The sequence below is a fragment of the Streptococcus zalophi genome (genome assembly GCF_016481285.1).
Classification (GTDB): domain Bacteria; phylum Bacillota; class Bacilli; order Lactobacillales; family Streptococcaceae; genus Streptococcus; species Streptococcus zalophi.
The window spans coordinates 29,414-47,730 of sequence record NZ_JAENBP010000009.1; the positions used below are offsets into that span (position 1 = coordinate 29,414).

General features: G+C 36.4%; 13 protein-coding genes, 1 tRNA gene and 1 riboswitch. Of the genes, 6 read left to right on the top strand and 8 right to left on the bottom strand.

Features of this window, described 5'->3' with window-relative positions; translation table 11 throughout:
* Positions 1-278 precede the first annotated feature (278 nt).
* A complete protein-coding gene (locus tag JHK64_RS06635) occupies positions 279-728 on the bottom strand; it encodes an ASCH domain-containing protein (protein ID WP_199568212.1) in 450 nt (149 codons plus the stop codon).
* 74 nt (positions 729-802) lie between these two features.
* Positions 803-1,840: a S66 family peptidase gene (locus JHK64_RS06640; protein WP_199568234.1), complete on the bottom strand. Its 1,038-nt coding sequence runs from the start codon at positions 1,838-1,840 to the stop codon at positions 803-805.
* Positions 1,841-2,121: 281 nt separating this feature from the next.
* Positions 2,122-2,228: riboswitch (glycine riboswitch) on the top strand.
* 151 nt (positions 2,229-2,379) lie between these two features.
* On the opposite strand from JHK64_RS06640, the gene JHK64_RS06645 reads away from it, so the two are divergent.
* Positions 2,380-3,708, top strand: a complete 1,329-nt coding sequence (locus JHK64_RS06645) for an alanine/glycine:cation symporter family protein (RefSeq protein WP_199568213.1) — start codon at positions 2,380-2,382, stop codon at positions 3,706-3,708.
* A gap of 36 nt (positions 3,709-3,744) precedes the next feature.
* Here JHK64_RS06645 and JHK64_RS06650 read toward each other — a convergent pair whose 3' ends face one another.
* Positions 3,745-5,892 carry a heavy metal translocating P-type ATPase gene (locus tag JHK64_RS06650; protein WP_425507308.1) on the bottom strand — a complete coding sequence of 716 codons (2,148 nt, stop codon included), beginning with the start codon at positions 5,890-5,892 and terminating at the stop codon, positions 3,745-3,747.
* Positions 5,893-6,135: 243 nt separating this feature from the next.
* Between JHK64_RS06650 and JHK64_RS06655 the strand changes: the two genes are divergently transcribed.
* Complete coding sequence (locus tag JHK64_RS06655; protein WP_199568214.1) at positions 6,136-6,363, top strand: PF20097 family protein; 228 nt, start codon at positions 6,136-6,138, stop codon at positions 6,361-6,363.
* Between the two features lie 75 nt (positions 6,364-6,438).
* Here the strand turns inward: JHK64_RS06655 and JHK64_RS06660 are convergent, their stop codons facing one another.
* The 3 genes from JHK64_RS06660 to JHK64_RS06670 form a co-directional block, all read right to left on the bottom strand.
* Complete coding sequence (locus tag JHK64_RS06660; protein ID WP_199568215.1) at positions 6,439-9,576, bottom strand: LPXTG cell wall anchor domain-containing protein; 3,138 nt, start codon at positions 9,574-9,576, stop codon at positions 6,439-6,441.
* 220 nt (positions 9,577-9,796) lie between these two features.
* Positions 9,797-10,150, bottom strand: coding sequence for a tRNA-binding protein (locus tag JHK64_RS06665; protein ID WP_199568216.1), 354 nt, complete (start codon positions 10,148-10,150; stop codon positions 9,797-9,799).
* Positions 10,134-10,667 (bottom strand): class IV adenylate cyclase, encoded by a 534-nt coding sequence (locus JHK64_RS06670; RefSeq protein ID WP_199568217.1) that lies wholly within the window; start codon positions 10,665-10,667, stop codon positions 10,134-10,136. Before JHK64_RS06670 ends, JHK64_RS06665 begins: the two co-directional genes overlap by 17 nt.
* A gap of 133 nt (positions 10,668-10,800) precedes the next feature.
* Here JHK64_RS06670 and JHK64_RS06675 point away from each other — a divergent pair, with 133 nt between their 5' ends.
* Both JHK64_RS06675 and JHK64_RS06680 read left to right on the top strand, forming a co-directional pair.
* Positions 10,801-12,696 carry a M13 family metallopeptidase gene (locus JHK64_RS06675; protein WP_199568218.1) on the top strand — a complete coding sequence of 632 codons (1,896 nt, stop codon included), beginning with the start codon at positions 10,801-10,803 and terminating at the stop codon, positions 12,694-12,696.
* Positions 12,697-12,710: 14 nt separating this feature from the next.
* On the top strand, positions 12,711-13,601 hold the full coding sequence (locus tag JHK64_RS06680) for a diacylglycerol/lipid kinase family protein (RefSeq protein ID WP_199568219.1): 891 nt from the start codon (positions 12,711-12,713) through the stop codon (positions 13,599-13,601).
* A 293-nt stretch (positions 13,602-13,894) separates the two neighbouring features.
* Here the strand turns inward: JHK64_RS06680 and JHK64_RS06685 are convergent, their stop codons facing one another.
* Positions 13,895-15,592: an Ig-like domain-containing protein gene (locus tag JHK64_RS06685; RefSeq protein WP_199568220.1), complete on the bottom strand. Its 1,698-nt coding sequence runs from the start codon at positions 15,590-15,592 to the stop codon at positions 13,895-13,897.
* 321 nt (positions 15,593-15,913) lie between these two features.
* Positions 15,914-15,984 (bottom strand) — tRNA-Cys (locus tag JHK64_RS06690).
* 298 nt (positions 15,985-16,282) lie between these two features.
* Here JHK64_RS06690 and rpsB point away from each other — a divergent pair.
* Both rpsB and tsf read left to right on the top strand, forming a co-directional pair.
* The gene (gene rpsB / locus JHK64_RS06695; RefSeq protein ID WP_199568221.1) at positions 16,283-17,077 is read left to right on the top strand and encodes a 30S ribosomal protein S2; all 795 of its coding nucleotides are present in this window, start codon (positions 16,283-16,285) and stop codon (positions 17,075-17,077) included.
* A 100-nt stretch (positions 17,078-17,177) separates the two neighbouring features.
* Positions 17,178-18,215, top strand: coding sequence for a translation elongation factor Ts (gene tsf, locus JHK64_RS06700; RefSeq protein ID WP_199568222.1), 1,038 nt, complete (start codon positions 17,178-17,180; stop codon positions 18,213-18,215).
* The last annotated feature ends 102 nt before the right edge of the window (positions 18,216-18,317 follow it).

Sequence of the window (18,317 nt, forward strand, 5' to 3'; positions counted from 1 at the left end):
AATGGTAAGATTAGTTTATCAAAATAATAATAAATAGTCAAAAATATAGCATATAACCCTATTAATTTATTATATATACTAAAATAAAGAATATATATAAAAATATAAATAACGGATTTAAGTTACATCATCTTATATTTTTACTATCTTCCATGGCTTCAAGTATTTTCTGAAAAGTGGTGAAAATAATAAAAACAACAATTTTTAAAATTGCTGTTTTCAAATAATGGATTCATTTTTATTTTATAATCTGTGTGATTGTTTGATTAACTGAGTTTCTAAGACACTTTTTCAAAGACTTCACAGAGCATTGGTGCTTGTTCATAAAAGGTTTTCCCCAATCTTTGATATTCTTTTTCAAAAAAGCGGTCATGAACTTTTCGCCAATAGTCATAGCTTCTGTCACCTTCTCCTTCATGCCATGCATGTTCTGGAGATATTAAATAATAAGGCATAACATAAACCAGTTTTGTTTGAGTGACACAGACTGGCTCGTTTGAGCCGTTTAAAATGATATTATACTCTCCCGCCTTTGGCAGAGGATCATCGTTTTCATAGAGTTCATAGGCAGAGGTTGTCGCTGTTTTTATTTTTTTATCCACTAAATTAGCCAAGTCATCAGCCATTTCTTTCGTGTTGCCAAAAGCCCATGCCTCATAGGGAGTGTCTATCGGAATATTTTTTTCTGTACAGAATGTTTTCCAGTAGTTTTTGATATTGTCTGTCATTTTTGACGCCTCCATATATTTGTGTTTGTATTATCAACATATTGTCCTAGTGTTATTTTAAAAATAGGGTTTAGTTATTGATTTTCGTTTTTAAATCGAATCACCTGCTCTTTAGCATCGACATTTGCAACTATTCCAAAAGGAACAATGGCACGTGGTGTGGCATGCCCAACATTAAGGTTATAAAGAATTGGCAGAGAAGGATTGTCAATCACGTCAACTAATATTTGTTTATACTCTTCATAGTAAGTTTCATCCATTGGTTTACCAACTAGAATGCCATTTACAACAGAAAAGATGCCTATTTCTTTGAGAGTTTCAAGCATTTTTTGAAAGAGTTTTGGACTTGGTTTTTCTTCGCTGGTTTCAAGCAGGAGAATTCTCTCTTGCCAATCAGAGAGATTTGGGAAGAGCTGATACTTTTTAGCCAAGATTGGTGAATCGTTGTGTCGTGTCCCATCAAATAAACCATAGAGGGATTCTAGGCAACCGCCAAGGATTTTCCCTGAGAAAACACTCTCACCTTGCAGTAACTCCCAGCCTTGATTTGGATGACTTTGACGCATAGTACCCAAGGCTTTAGGGCTAAAATCTGTGCGCTCTTCGTACCAAACCTCACTTGGTTTAATCTCAGAAATAGTCTTTGTTTCAAGTAATTCTTTAAAGTATTTTTGCGAATAGGGCAGCATTTCCTTGTCGAGTTCAGCCACATCCGGTAGGAAAGCCTGACCATAAAAGGTTTTGATACCAAGTTGATGTAGCATCAAGTGGTTAATGGTGGTATCAGAAAAGCCAAGAAAAGGTTTCTGCTTAATGACTTGTTTTAATTCATCCTTTTCAAAGAGATGAGGTAGCAAACGATAGGTATCGTCACCACCAATAGCACACAAGATCATATCAACCGTTTCATTTTTAAAGGCAGCCAAAAGGTCCTCTGCTCTTTTTTCAGGATGCTTGTCCAAGAAGTCAATCCCTTTTAAAGCGTGTTTAGAAAAAGTAACGGTAAGGCCTAGTTGTTTCAAGCGTTTAACACCCAAATCAAGCTCGTGCTTAACAAAGTTTTCTCCCAACATGCCACTAGATAAACTGATAATTTCAATGGTTTTAATCATAAATACTCTCCTTGGAAGTCTTAGGGTTATTATAGTATAGTTTTGTTGGTAAGACAAGAAATGACGAGAGTTTTGTAGCTTGGCCCATTTGCTTGTTCTGGCAGTAAAGATAATCAATCGAGTAACAGGTTTCATTTTAGCATCCCTTGACATTTGTTGTTTTTTTCGTTATGATTAAAAAAATTATATCCAATAGACGTTGTTCAGGAGAAGAGAATCATTCATGATTTTCGCCGAAGGAGCTAAACTCTCAGGTGCTTATAGTAAGTGGGACTGAAAACTGATGGACTTCTGGAGAGACTTGTTGAGATGATTGTCATCTTAGAACAGGCGCCGAAGGGGCAAGGCTAACGCTCAATCTCTCAGGCAAAAGGACAGAAAAAACCTAAGTATAACTAAGGAATATCAGGAGAAAAACAGGGTTTTTCTGATGTTTTTGCAGTATCTTTCGTTAGTCACTTCAGAAAAAAAGAACAAGGCATCTATTGGTTAGTTGCCTTTTTGTGTTGTTTATTACTTTTAATTTAAAAGGAGAAAAGATGTTAGCATTTTTGAAACACCTAGATAGTTTGATTTGGGGACCACCTCTGTTGCTATTATTGTTAGGAACAGGTATCTACCTTAGTTATCGTTTAAGATGGCTACAATTGTTTCGCTTAAAAACGGCTTTAGCCCTCATAGGTAAACCGCAAGATGATGATGCTAGTGGAGAAATCTCTAGTTTTGCGGCTTTAAGCACAGCCTTAGCAGCAACAGTTGGAACGGGCAATATCGTGGGTGTCGCAACAGCTATTAAAATGGGTGGACCAGGTGCTTTATTTTGGATGTTACTGGCAGGGTTTTTAGGAATGGCAACCAAGTATGCAGAAGGATTTCTTGCCATCAAATACCGTCAAAAAGAAAGTAATGGCGACTATTCTGGTGGTCCCATGTATTATATTGTTAAGGGGATTGGTCCCAAGTGGAAACCACTGGCACAATTTTTTGCTTTTAGTGGTGTCTTGGCAGCTCTTTTTGGGATTGGTAGCTTTACTCAGGTTAATGCGATTACAGAAGCTGTTCAAAATAACTTTGAATTACCTTCTTATTGGACGTCTTTCTTATTAGCCATTTTAACGGGACTCATCATTTTTGGAGGGATTAGGTCTATTTCAAGTGTTTCTTCAAAAGTTGTCCCTTTGATGGCAGGTTTTTATATCTTGACAACCATCATTATTATAGCAATGCATGCTGATCGCATTTTGCCAACTATTCAGTTGATTTGGCAGTCTGCTTTCACAGGACATGCAGCAACAGGTGGTTTTTTGGGTGCTAGTATGGTCATCGCCATGCAGTCTGGTATTGCTCGAGGGATTTTTTCAAATGAATCGGGTTTGGGGTCAGCACCAATTGCTGCTGCGGCCGCTAAATCCAATCAGCCTGTTGAGCAGGGGCTTATTTCAATGACAGGAACCTTTATTGATACCTTGATTATTTGTCATCTGACTGGGTTTGCTATTCTTGTAACGAGTTCTTGGCAGGGTGATTTGAATGGCGCTGTGTTAACGCAATCGATTTTTTCTGATAATTTTGGTCCCATTGGAACAACAATATTAACCATTTGTTTGATATTATTTGCCTTTACCACCATTCTTGGTTGGAGTTATTATGGTGAACGTTGTATCAATTTCTTGTTTGGTGCTAAATTTATCTTCCCATATCGCATTATTTTTGTTGCAATGATTTTACTTGGTGGCTTTTTGGAACTGGAAATCATCTGGATTATCGCAGACATTGCGAATGCCTTAATGGCAATGCCAAACTTGATTGCTATTTTATTATTATCACCCATCATTGTCTCAGATTACAAGGCTTACTTTAAAAAATAAAAAAAGCTGACGTTTTTTCTAAACGTCTGCTTTTCTTTAATTCTCTTTGATTTTTAGTGTCATAGCATTGATGGCCACAATAACTGTTGAAAAGGACATTAAAATGGCGCCAATAGCAGGATTTAAGGTAAAGCCAATTGGGGCTAAAATGCCAGCTGCTAATGGTATGGTAATTAGATTGTATCCAGCTCCCCACCATAGATTTTGAATCATTTTGCGGTGTGTTTGTTTGGCTAAATCAACAAAATGAAGGATATCTTCGGGGTTGCTGTTGGTTAAAACAACATCTGCAGAATCTATGGCAATATCAGTTCCTGCTCCAATAGCGATGCCAACACTTGCTCTTGCTAAGCTTGGTGCGTCGTTAATCCCATCGCCAACCATGGCAGCTTTTTTGCCTTTAGCGACATAGGTTGCAATCTGTTTTTCCTTGTCTGTTGGTAGTAATTCTGAAAAGTAGTTGGTAATACCAAGATACTGAGCGACTTTAGCGGCAGATTCTTGGTTATCTCCTGTTAGCATGATTGGTGTTATTTGTCTTTGTTTTAAGGATTGAATGAAAGGTAGAGCTTCGGGTTTGATGGTATCTCCAAGGGCAATGAGACCAACCAATTTGTCATCAATAATCACAAAACTAAGGGTATAACCCTGTTCTTGATAAGTGTTTAAGCTATCATTTGGAACTAGATATTGCAAGTTTTCCAGTTCTTTTTGGTTAACAATTTTAACGGATTTTCCTTCAACTGTGCCAGAAATACCTTTGCCAGACAAATTATCGGTGTGATCTGTAGAAAAGCTAGTGATATTTTGTTCCTTGAGGTAGGCCATAATACTTTTGGCAATCGGATGGTTTGAATTTTTTTCTAGGGCACCAGTATAAGCGAGAATGTCTGTCACACTCATTTCTTCAAGTGCTTCAATTGCAACAACTTCAAAGGCACCTTTGGTTAGAGTCCCTGTTTTATCAAGGAAGATAGCATCTAAATGGCTAGCTGTTTCTAAAGCCATTCTTTTTTTGAGTAAAAGACCGTTTTGAGCGGCAAGTGTTGTTGATCGAGAAACGACTAAGGGAATGGCAAGACCAAGCGCGTGTGGACAGGCAATAATCAAAACAGTCACTGTGTATTGCAGTGCAGTTGGTAGGTCAGTTAGAAGAGACCAGATGAGAAAGGTGATTAAGCCAACACTTGTTGCAATATAAAAGAGCCATTTCGCCACACGGTCAGAAAGGATTTCTAAGCGTGATTTATCATTTTGTGCTTGACGAACAAGGGTCATGACTTGTGCTAAGAAACTGTCATCTCCAGCAGCGGTAACTCTAATGGTGAGAACACGATCACCATTTATTGCTCCACCAATGACCGGATCATTTTCTTTTTTAACAACTCCTTTTGATTCACCGGTGATAGCCGATTCTTCAATGAGACTTTCTCCAGCGATAACAATACCATCGGCAGGTATTTTAGCACCGGCTTTAACAATAAGTACATCATCAAGTTGAATATCCGTTATGGCAATGGTTTCTTCTTGGCCATTGGTAAGTCGAATCACATCATCAGGCAGTAAGGCGGCAAGTTTTTGGAGTGATGAGCTGGCATTTGAGATGGCAGACATTTCAATCCAATGCCCCAAAAGCATGATGACAACAAGACTGGCCAATTCCCAGAAGAAGTCCATGATATGCCCTTGTTGACCAAAAGTGTTCATGAAAAAAGCATAGATAGAATAAAGATAGGCAACACTAATCCCCATAGCAATAAGTAGCATCATTCCTGGTGTCTTTGCTTTTATTTCATCTCTACCACCTGTTAAAAAAGGCTCTCCACCATAAAAATAGATAATGGTAGAAAGTAGTGCGACGATCCAGTCAGAGCCTACAAATTGAAACTGAAAAGGCAACTGGTATCCCATAAAAGGGGATAAGAAGATAACGGGAATGGCTAACACCAGAGTCACCCAAAATTTTTGTTTAAACTGTAAGATGTGGTGAGAGTGATTGTGCCCCATATGCCCATGTTCCATATACCCATGTTTCGTGTGCTCATGTTCCATATGTTCATGCCCCATATGCTTATGTTCCATATGTCCGTGCTCCATATGCTCATGTTTCATTTGCTCATATTTATGATGTATCATCGGTATATCATCGTGATTTTTGTGGTGGTGATCGTCATGTTTAGTCATTACTCTCCTCCTTCAATAGGGTTGTGGTATTTGTAGCTATGACATTCTGTTCATTAATTATAGACTACATCTGTAGATTTATCAACTATTTTAGCCTTTTCATTTAAGAGGATGAGAAGAAGTTTTTTATTACAAAAAAATTAAACGGATAAAAGTAATAAAGTACTTTAAATGGCAAAACAAAAAAATTGTTAGCGCTGTCTTTTTATGATATTCTTAAAATATAAAAAGGAGGAGTTATATATGGAATGTCCAAAATGTCACAAAGAAATGACTCAAGGTTTCATTTATGGTGATCGTTATGCCTTAAAATGGAGTCCAGCTGATAAAAAAGCTTTGGGTGGTATTTGGGTAACAGATGGTATAAAATTAAAAACCAATGCAAAATTACTCGGAAGACCTAAAACGGTTACTTTTGCTTGTGAGACGTGTGACCATCTGATTATTGACTTAAATACAGAACGTGCTTAATCTTATTAAGTTTATTTAATTTATCATTTAAAAACCCCTGTTAAAAACAGGGGTCTTTTTAGTAGAGTCAGTTGATTATTCTTTATTCCACTTGAAAGCTAACAGTCCAGAGCTAGCTGTTGCTGCCATACCAATTAATACCCAAACAACAGTTGTTTCATCACCAGTATTTGGTAAAGTAGTCGCTGTTGGTTGACTTGCCATCGGTTGAGTTGTGATTGCCATTTGGGTGTGATTGTGATCGATAACAATAACATCTTTATCAGGAGTTTCTGATAATACTTTAAAGTCAGTCAGTTCACCACGTAAAACGGCATTACTTACCCAGCGATAGAAGTATAGGGTGTGGAGCTTATTCATTGGATTACCAGCATAGATAAATAGTGGGTGATCCATATAAGTACCATCAATAGCCATTATTTGACCTTTAACGGCATCATGACCTGGCCACCAACCGGAAATGTAAAAATCATTATCTGGAGAAACTGATAGTAATTGTTTGAACGTTGATGGTAATGATTTAATCCAGCTACCTGAGTTGGAATAAACGAGGTCATTAGCTCGATAACCACTAGAGAGTGGATTAGTTTTATTAACGAGAGCTCTTAGGAGACCCTCATAAGAGTTGCCGTCATCTAGTGTTTCAGCATCAAAGCCATCTAAGACACCAAGTCTTTCTAGTTTTCTCATAGCAGAGCCACCAATGATAAGAGTTGGTTTTTTACCAAGAAGATCTGCATCAAATTGATTGCTGTCTAAAACAAGCACATCTGCCTCATCAAGACTGTTTACAATTTCAAATCCCATTTGAGTAAGAGACAAGGTAGCCTCAGAAACAGAAGGATAGCCGAGATTTCTATTTGGATTACCAGGAGCATAGACTTTCATTGGTTTTAGTGGTATACCAATCGGTTCTTTATTGTAGAGTGGTGTTCCTAATAAAGCAAAATCCATTAAGAGATGACTGAAATCAGGTGTTTTCACCACATAGCCATCAGTTGTTAGGTAGACTTTTCCTCCTTGTTTTAAGAGAGCATTAACGGCTTGGATGCTACTAAGAGAATTGTTATGTATCATATAGTAGCTTGCTTTTTCATCAACAACAGTTCTAGGTGCCATTTGATGAGTTGGTTGTCCTAATGCATCTTTAAAGAGATTTTCATTAAAGATAGCTTCTGCTTTAAAGCCCCTCATTGCTGGGAAATTCATCACTACTTCGGCATACATTTCTGGCCAAGCAGACTCATCATTTCCTTTATAGAGAACATGGTTGGCATAACCACGTTTTGCTTGTGCCATGTCAATGACGAGGTCACCTTTTTTATAGTTGCCGACATCTTTGGTTAATTCATTGACAACAACACCGTTACGTTTGAGGTAAGCAATCATCTCAAATGCTTGTTGACTATCACTTTCAGTAGACAGTCCCATTGGGATCACATAATAATCTGGGAAGAACTTAGGATTGTCGCCTTTAGGTCGACCAACAACGTTACCATTAGGGTCGATAAATTGATCTTCAGCCTTTTTATCTTCAATCTTATTAAGGCCTCTGAAGTAATAGTTGAGACGATTGATTGTAATCTCGTCTTTATTTTGGATATTATAGTTGATACCAGCTAAAACAGCAGCATAACCTGCATAGAAAGATTGTTGGTTCATTTCAGGAATTTCAACGGTATGACCCAACACACCATGATGCATTGAGTAAACCGCAGTATAGCCTGAAAAGGCATCGTCCCAACCAGCACCATAATCAAGTCTTGGGATAATAAAGCTAGTGTATTTAGAGCTAGTAATTCCCGCAGTTCCCATGGCTTTTGCTTGTTCAAGCATGGTTTTTTCTAATAAGTCATACTCGAAGTTAAGGTCATGTGGCGGTGTTGCAGGCTCAATTAAAAATTCTTTAACAAAGCCATGAACATCATAGAGTGATGCAGGATTCCATTTAGAAATTTGAGCTGCAATGGCACGAGTTTCTGGATTGGCTTGGTAACCAGCATCTCTATTAGGGTCAATGCCATTAGCTAAGGAGCGAGTGTTTAACAAATCACCATCAGGATTTTCAGTAAAGTTAAAGATTAAAATAGCATGTTTCAGCAAATCTTTAACGTTTAGTAGGACACTCACTTGATTTTGATTAGCATCTAGTGTTTGGTAACTAACGGTGTCTTTAGTGGCAAAATCATTAAAGAGAAAGGCGATAATATCAATACCTGGTTGCTCATCAGCATGCGTGTTGTTGATAATGATAGGAACCTTATAATCAAGTTTTCCATCAGCAATTTGTTTGATAAGATTGGCTGGGTCTTGTAACATTTGAGGTGTAAAATGATCAAGGTAATCTGAGATATCTGATTCTTTATCAGCAACAATCCCCATTCTCAAGTCGCGTCCTTGAGCACTCTTACCAATAATTTCTAAACCGACATAACGGTCGTTAGCATGATTAGTCATGGTGTCATCAACAAAAGCCACCATTTCTTCATAGGTTTGATAGCTCTCATATGGTCTAAAGGTTAATGGTTTTTGAACAATGAGTTCTCCAGCACCATTACGTCCTTCTAAAACGTAGGTACCCATATAATCGCGAAAACTTCTTCTAATATTGTTTGGCCAGCGAAGACCTAAGTCTTCTCCTAGAAGAGGTTTTATCGTAAGAGTCGCTTGGTATTGTCCATTAGTATTTTGCACATTAGAAATAGCAATGAGTTGTTCACCTGTAAAGGTGCCATCTTCAATGATATAAGTTTTATCTGGTAAACCATTGACTTGCCAATTAATGTCAGTCTCAGGAGTTTCAACAGAGATAGCAACTTCATTTGTTTCTGAAAGGTAAACCGTTTGTTTTTCTAACGTGATTGGTGCCACTGCTTGTTGTGTTGCTATTGGTGTTTCTGCAATAGCAGCTTCATTTGCTGTAGTATCTGTCTCAACAGCGGTTTTTTTTGGTAAATGACTATCTTCAGTAACTGTTGGTAATATCACTTCTTGAGGAGTGATTTCTGTTTGAGTGTTGAATTCAGCAGCTTGTTCAACATTATTTTGATTCTCAGTTGGTTCAGATTGATTTTCTACCTGAGTAGTTGTAACGGTAGAAAGTTGTTCATCATTGGCATGAACCGGGGTAATGATTCCTTCTGCCATTAAGGCTAATAAAAATGATGCCGATAGGCCTACAATACTTTTAGGTAAACGTCGTTTTTTCACCATGAATTATCCTCCTTTAAGTTAAGTTAAATTTAAGCTGAATTCACTTGTATTTTAACATTAAAAGCGCTTTCAAAACGTGATGGAATTAACACTCAGACAGCTTATTTTTATCAAAAAATAATAAAGAAAAACACTCTTTTACCAGACAGTCAATACAGATGACATGATAAAAAAGAGACAGGGTCTTTTAACCCAGTCTCTGCAAGTAATGATGCTTTTTTTAACCAGCTCTAGACCCGTTTGGAATTTGTTTTTCCGGTATAGCAAGTACTGGTGTGATGCCATCTTCATAGCCAATATCAAATAGCATGCCATGAGAGATGTGACCAAATAGTTTTCGAGGTTTTAAATTAACAACAAATAATGCTTGTTTTCCTTCAATTTCATAAGGATTTTGTCGCTCTTCTTTAAGACCACAAAGGATTGTTCTTGGTTCTGTTTCTCCCAAATCAACGGTTAATTTAACGAGAGTTTTTGATGCTTCAATATCTTCAACCCTTAAGATGGTGCCACAACGAATATCGATTTTTTTAAGGTCATCCAAGGTAATTTCTGGTTTAATGTCGACTGTCATAAGAGTCCTCCTTTTTTAATAAGTCTATATAAGCCACTGATATATAATCAGTATCCGAAACATTAAGTTTTTCAAGAATAGCATCTACCTTTTCTTGAGCTTGTTTAAGTGGTTCATTATCTACGACCATGTATTCTAATTCGATAAAATCACCTAAGTTTGTGACCCTATCTAAGTGAAAACGTACATTATATTTTAAAAAGAGCAGACGTGTCTTTTCAACAACGCCAACGCGCCCCAAAACTATTCCTAAAATCCTATCCAAACGTTGAGGCTTGTTAATCGTCCATATCTTGTAGTTGGAAAGTTTTGATTTGGAGAGATTAGGTCTTTGATAAAAAATCAATTGACTATCTTTTTCATTAATCTGACGGAGTTTTAGTCGGCCAAACCAAAAATGATAAAAAGTATCTCGTTGCTTTAAAGTGACAGGTTCTACCTGAGTTAATTGATGAAATAGCTGTTTTGTTTTTTGATAATTTTTAATGCGTGCTTTAATTTCAATGTTTTTAGCCAAAGGAGTTCTCCTCTTGTTTTCATCAGTATATCATAGTGTATACTTTATTGAAATCAATAAGGTGTTTAATATGCGTTTTATTCCTTTTTTTGTTAAAATGTAAAGTAATATTAATAGAAATTGAGGTCGATATATGGTTCGATTACAAGATGATTTTTACAATGGAGTTAATGGTGACTGGATTGCGTCAGCCGTTATTCCTGATGATAAGCCAAGTACTGGCGGGTTTTATGATTTAGCCGATGAGATTGAAAAACTTATGCTTAAGACAACAGATGGTTGGCTAGAAGGTAAAGATGTGCCTAATGATGCTATTTTACAAAACTTCGTCAAATTCCATCATCTCGTCTCTGATTTTGACACAAGAGAAAAATTAGGGGTTACTCCTGCTATGCCTTTAATCAAAGAATATCAGGAAATGGAAAGCTTTAAAGACTTCACCCAAAAGCTAGCAAGTCTTGAGATGCAAGGTAAACCCAACTTAATGCCATTTGGTGCCTCACCAGATTTTATGGATGCAAGAACGAATGTTCTTTGGGCCTATGCACCAGGTACTATTTTACCAGATACGACTTTCTATGATGATGATAATGAAAGAGGTAAAGAATTACTAGCGATTTGGCGTGCTAACAAGGAAAAAATGCTTCCTCTATTTGGTTTTTCTGAAGAAGAAGTGAAAGATATACTAGATAAGATGATTGCGCTTGATGCCAAACTGGCAAAATACGTTTTATCAAGTGAAGAATCTTCAGAATACGCTAAGCTATACCATCCTTATGAATGGTCAGAATTTACAAAATTAGTGCCAGAGTTGCCACTTGATGACTTCTTTAAAGAAATCTTAGGACAGCTTCCAGATAAAGTAATTGTGCCTGAAGAGCGTTTTTGGACAGAATTCGCCAAAGAATTTTATTCAGAAAAAAATTGGCCTGCTTTAAAGGCTGTCTTACTTTCTGCAGCAGCACTCAATTGGACCTCTTATTTGACAGATGAAATTCGTGTCTTATCTGGCGAATACCAACGTGCCATTTCTGGGACACCTCAAGCCATGGATAAGAAAAAAGCAGCCTTTTATCTGGCACAAGGCCCGTACAATCAAGCGCTTGGTTTATGGTATGCAGGTGAGAAGTTTTCACCAGAAGCTAAGGCTGATGTCGAGAAAAAAGTGGCGACCATGATTCAAGTTTATAAGGATCGTTTAGAAAAAAATGACTGGTTACAAGAAGAAACACGTCAAAAAGCCATCACTAAACTTAATGTGATTACACCTCATATTGGCTACCCAGAAGAATTGCCAGAAACTTATGTTAAAAAGATTATTGATGACAAACTTAGTTTGATTGAAAATGCGCAAAAATTAGCTGAAATTTCGATTGCTTATTCTTGGAGTAAGTGGAATCAACCGGTGAATCGTAAAGAATGGCACATGCCAGCTCATATGGTTAACGCTTATTATGACCCTCAACAAAATCAAATTGTCTTTCCAGCAGCCATTCTTCAAGCACCATTTTATTCATTAGAACAAAGTTCTTCAGCTAACTATGGTGGTATTGGTGCAGTAATTGCTCATGAAATCTCGCATGCCTTTGATACCAACGGTGCTTCCTTTGATGAAAATGGTAGCTTAAAAGATTGGTGGACAAAAGAAGACTACGACGCCTTTAAAGAAAAAACAGACAAAGTAGTGGCCCAATTTGATGGTCAAGAGTCTCATGGTGCCAAGGTTAATGGTAAATTAACCGTTTCTGAAAACGTGGCCGACTTAGGTGGTCTAGCTTGTGCTTTAGAAGCTGCGAAAAAAGAAGCAGACTTTTCTGCCGAAGACTACTTTATCAATTTTGCTAAAATTTGGCGCATGAAAGCCCGTGAAGAATACATGCAAATGATAGTAGCTATTGATGTTCATGCCCCAGGTCATCTTAGAACCAATATTCAAGTGGCTAATTTTGATGATTTCTTTACAACTTTTGATGTGAAAGAAACAGATAAAATGTGGCGCAAAAAAGAAGATCGTCTCATTATCTGGTAATAAAGGAGAGAAAAATGAAACGTGTATTATTAGTGGTCAATCCAAGTTCAGGAGGCGAAAAAGCTAAAGAATTTGAAGATATGGCTAAAGACAAGTTAGCTACCTATTTTGATGATGTTGTGGTCAAACACACCAAAAAAGGTGGTGACGCTAGAGATTTTGCTAAAGAAGCTACTAAAGATTATTTCCATAGTGTTTTTGTTATGGGTGGGGATGGAACCGTTAATGAAGGTATTAGTGGTTTAGCAGAAGAAGACCACCGTCCTTATTTTGGCTTCTTCCCATTAGGAACCGTTAATGACTTGGCTCGCGCCCTTAATATTCCACTTGATCCAAAAGAAGCTATCGATTCCATTGACTTTGACAATTTACATCCATTAGATATTGGTAAAATCAATGATTCCTATTTTATGAACGTTGTTGCTATTGGGACTATTCCTGAAGCTATCAATGATGTGGAATCAGAAGATAAAACCAAACTAGGTAAAATGGCTTACTTTGTTTCAGGATTCAAAAGTTTACTAGATCATCAATCTTATGACTTTAAAGTGACAGTAGATGGTAGTGAAAAAGAGATTAAAAGTAGCACCCTATTAATTGGATTAACCAATTCCATTGGTGGTTTTGAGCACCTCTTACCTGAAGCTGAAGTTAATGATGGTTTGTTGCACTTTGTTTATTTGAAAGACTCTAATTTATTAGAAACACTACAATCTGTCCCAAGTCTTTTATTTGGTGTTGATAATTCTAATCAACGTATTGGTTATGAAAAACCAAAAGAATTGGTGATTAAATTAGAAGAAACAAATGAGGAGTTAACCGTTAATGTCGATGGTGATGAAGGCGATGCTCTACCGGTAGCTATCAAAGTTTTACCATCACACCTAAAAGTTTACAGACCATAAAAATTACAACAAGTTCTATAATTGACTAGGTATACTAAAATACAACGTCTAGAAATTTTTAATAAGTTATCTTGTTACTACTATCACTATTTATAAAATTGAGTTAGTAGAATCATACCTTAATTTTTCACCACTTAGTTAGAAAATTATCTATACTAGATTAAATAATTACTAGAGTTATCATTTTTAAAAACAAAAAAACATCTCTTGATTTGGATTGTCCCGAATCAAGAGATGTTTTTTTGTATTATATCACTTCTTATATTGAATCATTTTAATAGTTAAGTACATTGTTATTTATTTTGATGGCGTTTATAAATATAAAAACCAGCAAGTCCAACGATTGCAATTCCAAAGACAATCAACAGACCATTATTATTTTCACCTGTTTTAGGAAGTTTAGGTTTTTCAGTAGTCGTTGTTTTAGGTTCCTCTGTTGTAGTCGTCGTAGTAGAAGTAGTTGGCTCCTCTGTTGTAGTCGTCGTAGTAGAAGTAGTTGGTTCTTCTGTTGTAGTCGTCGTAGTAGAAGTAGTTGGCTCTTCTGTCGTAGTCGTCGTAGTAGAAGTAGTTGGCTCTTCTGTTGTAGTCGTCGTAGTAGAGGTAGTTGGTTCTTCTGTTGTAGTCGTCGTAGTAGAGGTAGTTGGTTCTTCTGTTGTAGTCGTCGTAGTAGAAGTAGTTGGTTCTTCTGTCGTCGTTGTAGTCGTAGTCGTTGTAGTTGTAGTCGTCATTATTTTTTCATTGATAATTGTTTTATTAGCTAATTTAGAGTTGGCATCAAAATCAGATTCGTTAATAATAATATCACGAATGGGTTGATAGCCGTCAGGAACATTAGTTTCTTTAAGAATATAGGTATCTTTTAGTAATTTATCAATTGAACCCATACCATTATCATCAGTTGTTATCTGTCCAACAGATAAGCCTGTTCTTTTTCTAATAACGTCAAAAGTAACATCTTTAAGTGGTGTTCCTTCTTGGTCTGTTTTTTTTATTGATATTCCATAGGTATAACCGATAGCTTCACCGCCAGCTGTTTGGAAAATATAGTGAAAAGACTCTTCTTTGCTTAATCCATCATTAGTAATAATAGTAGCTTTATTATTGAATTTTTCGCCATCAATTGGTGCATGAGCAATTTTAACTTGGTAGCGAATTAAAAATCCTTGCTCTGCTGGGATATCTCCGAAATCAATTGAGAAACTATTACCAGTGAATCTAGTGTTGTACTGGCTAGTAACGTCTTGTATATTTGATAACGTCCAATCACTTCTTTCATTGTTATACTCCCAATTCCCAGTATAGATAACTAGAGAGTCTGGAATATATGATAGGTATGACTCTGTTAGTTGATCAAGAATTTGAACACCAGATAATGCCTGTTTATCTCTATTGACCGCAATAAGATACTCAATGATTTGGGGGTCACTATCATTTCTCCACCCAGACTTACTCAATTTTCTTGGATGAGGATTACCGACACCCTCATAATTAAATTTACCGCCAGGAACTAATTTTCCATTGACATCTAAAGAAGCGGTAATATCTTTATTTTCCTTGAATTTATCGTGGTCAACTCTGACATAAATGAAGAGAGAACCACTGATGTCTGATTTTTTTTCGACATAGTCAGTATAAGTTAAGACTATTTGACGATTAGTTTTTATCTCAGCATTCGCAACAATTTCATTATCTTTAGTGATAACTTTAAAATTCTGTGAACTTGGTGAGAACATTAGCTCTTCAGGAATAGTAATAACTGTTGTATCACCAGCTTTTACTTGATTGTTTGGTAAAGTGAAATCAGCATTAATTCTAAATTGTTGCCACTGTCTAACACTTCCAGTGAGAGGATTACCTTCATTATCTGTGACATAGACTTTGGTAACAACATCACCGACTTCATCAGTTTTAACAGTTTCTCTACTGATTCCAAGTAACATTGGAATCAACAATACTAATGCTAAAAAATAAAAAGTTAATTTTTTCATCATAAAAAAATTCTCCTATTTAAATTTAACGATTATTAAACATAAACCGCCATTATTTATTATATATAGTTTTATTAATAAAGTCAATAATTATTGATATCTTTTAAGTTGACAATTGAGTAACAGAAAAATTTTTAGAAGAGTTATTTTCAAACCTTCTATTATAAAAAAGATAAATAATTTTTACCGAGATTTTCCTGAAATCGACCTAAATTTGACCTAGAAAAATCATAAATCAGTATGAATGAGAATTAATAGAAAAAATAAAAACCGCACAATAGAGCGGTTTTTATTGTCTATGAAAATGAATGAAAATGTTTTGTAAGGCGGTAATCAGATTCGAACTGACGATCAAGCTTTTGCAGAGCCGTGCCTTACCACTTGGCTATACCGCCACAAGTAATTATTCTAACGCAAAAATAAGATTTCGTCAAGTAGAAATATAGGAATATTTTTCTCATCTCTTTTTCTGAGATATCAAAAATAATTAGCTTTGAGATAAGAAAAATGATGATTTATTTGATGAAAAGATAGGACAAAAGGCTTGTTTATTTGTTTTTTTTTTGATATTATAGTAGGGTCATTTATTGTGGCAAATACTCATCTTGGATGAATTGTGATCTTGTTGCTCAATAGAGTGAGATGGCAAGTTGAAGTCCAAGAGAGGAAAAAAACAAAAAAGGAGAAATACTCATGGCAGTAATTTCAATGAAACAACTTCTTGAGGCTGGTGTTCACTTTGGTCACCAAACTCGTCGCTGGAACCCTAAGATGGCTAAATACATCTTTACTGAACGTAACGGAATCCACGTTATTGACCTTCAACAAACAGTTAAATTGGCAGACCAAGCTTACGAATTCGTTCGTGATGCTGCAGCTAATGACGCTGTTATCTTGTTTGTAGGAACTAAAAAACAAGCAGCAGATGCTGTTAAAGAAGAAGCACTTCGTGCAGGTCAATACTACATTAACCATCGTTGGTTAGGTGGCACATTGACTAACTGGGGAACTATCCAAAAACGTATCAAACGCCTTAAAGAAATTAACAAAATGGAAGAAGATGGCACATTTGAAGTTCTTCCTAAAAAAGAAGTATCACTTCTTAACAAACAACGTGATCGCTTAGAAAAATTCTTGGGTGGTATCGCTGACATGCCTCGCATTCCAGATGTGATTTATGTTGTTGACCCACATAAAGAACAAATCGCTGTTAAAGAAGCTAAAAAATTAGGTATTCCAGTAGTCGCTATGGTTGACACAAATGCTGATCCAGATGATATCGATATCATCATTCCAGCAAACGATGACGCTATTCGTGCTGTTAAACTAATCACTGGTAAATTAGCAGATGCTGTTATTGAAGGTCGTCAAGGCGAAGACTCAATGGAAGCTGTTGCTGATGAAATGGCAACTGAAGAAGTAAACGAAGAAGCATCAGCTGAATCAATCGAAAAACTTGTTGAAGTTGTTGAAGGTACAAACGAATAATCATTACCTTTGATGATGACGTCTATAAACGGGGCAGAAATAGCAAACCGCTCTGTCTCGTTTTTCAATAGAAACTAATATAACATGGAGGAAATTTAAAATGGCAATTACTGCAGCTCAAGTAAAAGAATTACGTGAAAAAACTGGTGCCGGTGTTATGGATGCTAAAAAAGCATTGGTAGAAACAGATGGTGACATGGAAAAAGCAATCGAGTTTCTTCGTGAAAAAGGGATGGCTAAAGCTGCTAAAAAAGCAAGCCGTGTTGCCGCTGAAGGTTTAACTGGTGTTTATGTTAATGGTAATGTTGCAGCATTGGTTGAAGTAAACTCTGAAACAGACTTTGTTGCTAAAAACGAGCAATTTGTTTCACTTGTTAATGAAACTGCTCAAATTATTGGTGACAATAAGCCAGCTAACAATGAAGAAGCGCTTAAATTAACCGTTGCTTCTGGTGAAACGTTAGAAGAAGCATACATTAAAGCAACAGCAACTATCGGAGAAAAAATTTCATTCCGTCGTTTTGCACTTGTTGAAAAAGAAGATAGTCAAGTTTTTGGTGCTTATCAACACAATGGTGGCCGTATTGGGGTTATCACGGTTCTTGAAGGTGAAGATGGCGCTCTTGCTAAATCAGTAGCAATGCATGTTGCTGCGATGAAACCAACTGTTTTATCATATAAAGATCTTAGTGAAGAGTTTGTTCACGATGAACTAGCACAATTAAATCACAAAATTGAACTTGATAACGAAAGTCGTGCTATGGTTAATAAACCAGCGCTACCATTCCTTAAATATGGTTCAAAAGCACAATTAACTGATAGTGTTCTTGCTGAAGCTGAAGCAGCTATCAAAGAAGAACTTAAAGCAGAAGGTAAACCAGAAAAAATCTGGGATAAAATCATTCCAGGTAAGATGGATCGCTTCATGCTTGACAATACTCAAGTTGACCAACAATACACTTTACTTGCTCAAGTTTATATTATGGATGACAGCAAAACGGTGGAACAATTCCTTGACACACAAAATGCAAAGGTTATTGCGTTTACACGTTTTGAAGTAGGTGAAGGTATTGAAAAAGCAGCTAACGACTTTGAAAGTGAAGTTCAAGCAACAATGGCTGCTGCGCTTAACAAGTAATCGCACAAAAAGATGGGCAAACCCATCTTTTTTTATTTTCTATGGTATCTTTGCTAGCTTAGCTTTTTTGGTTTTCAAATGACAGTATTTTCGGTATAATAG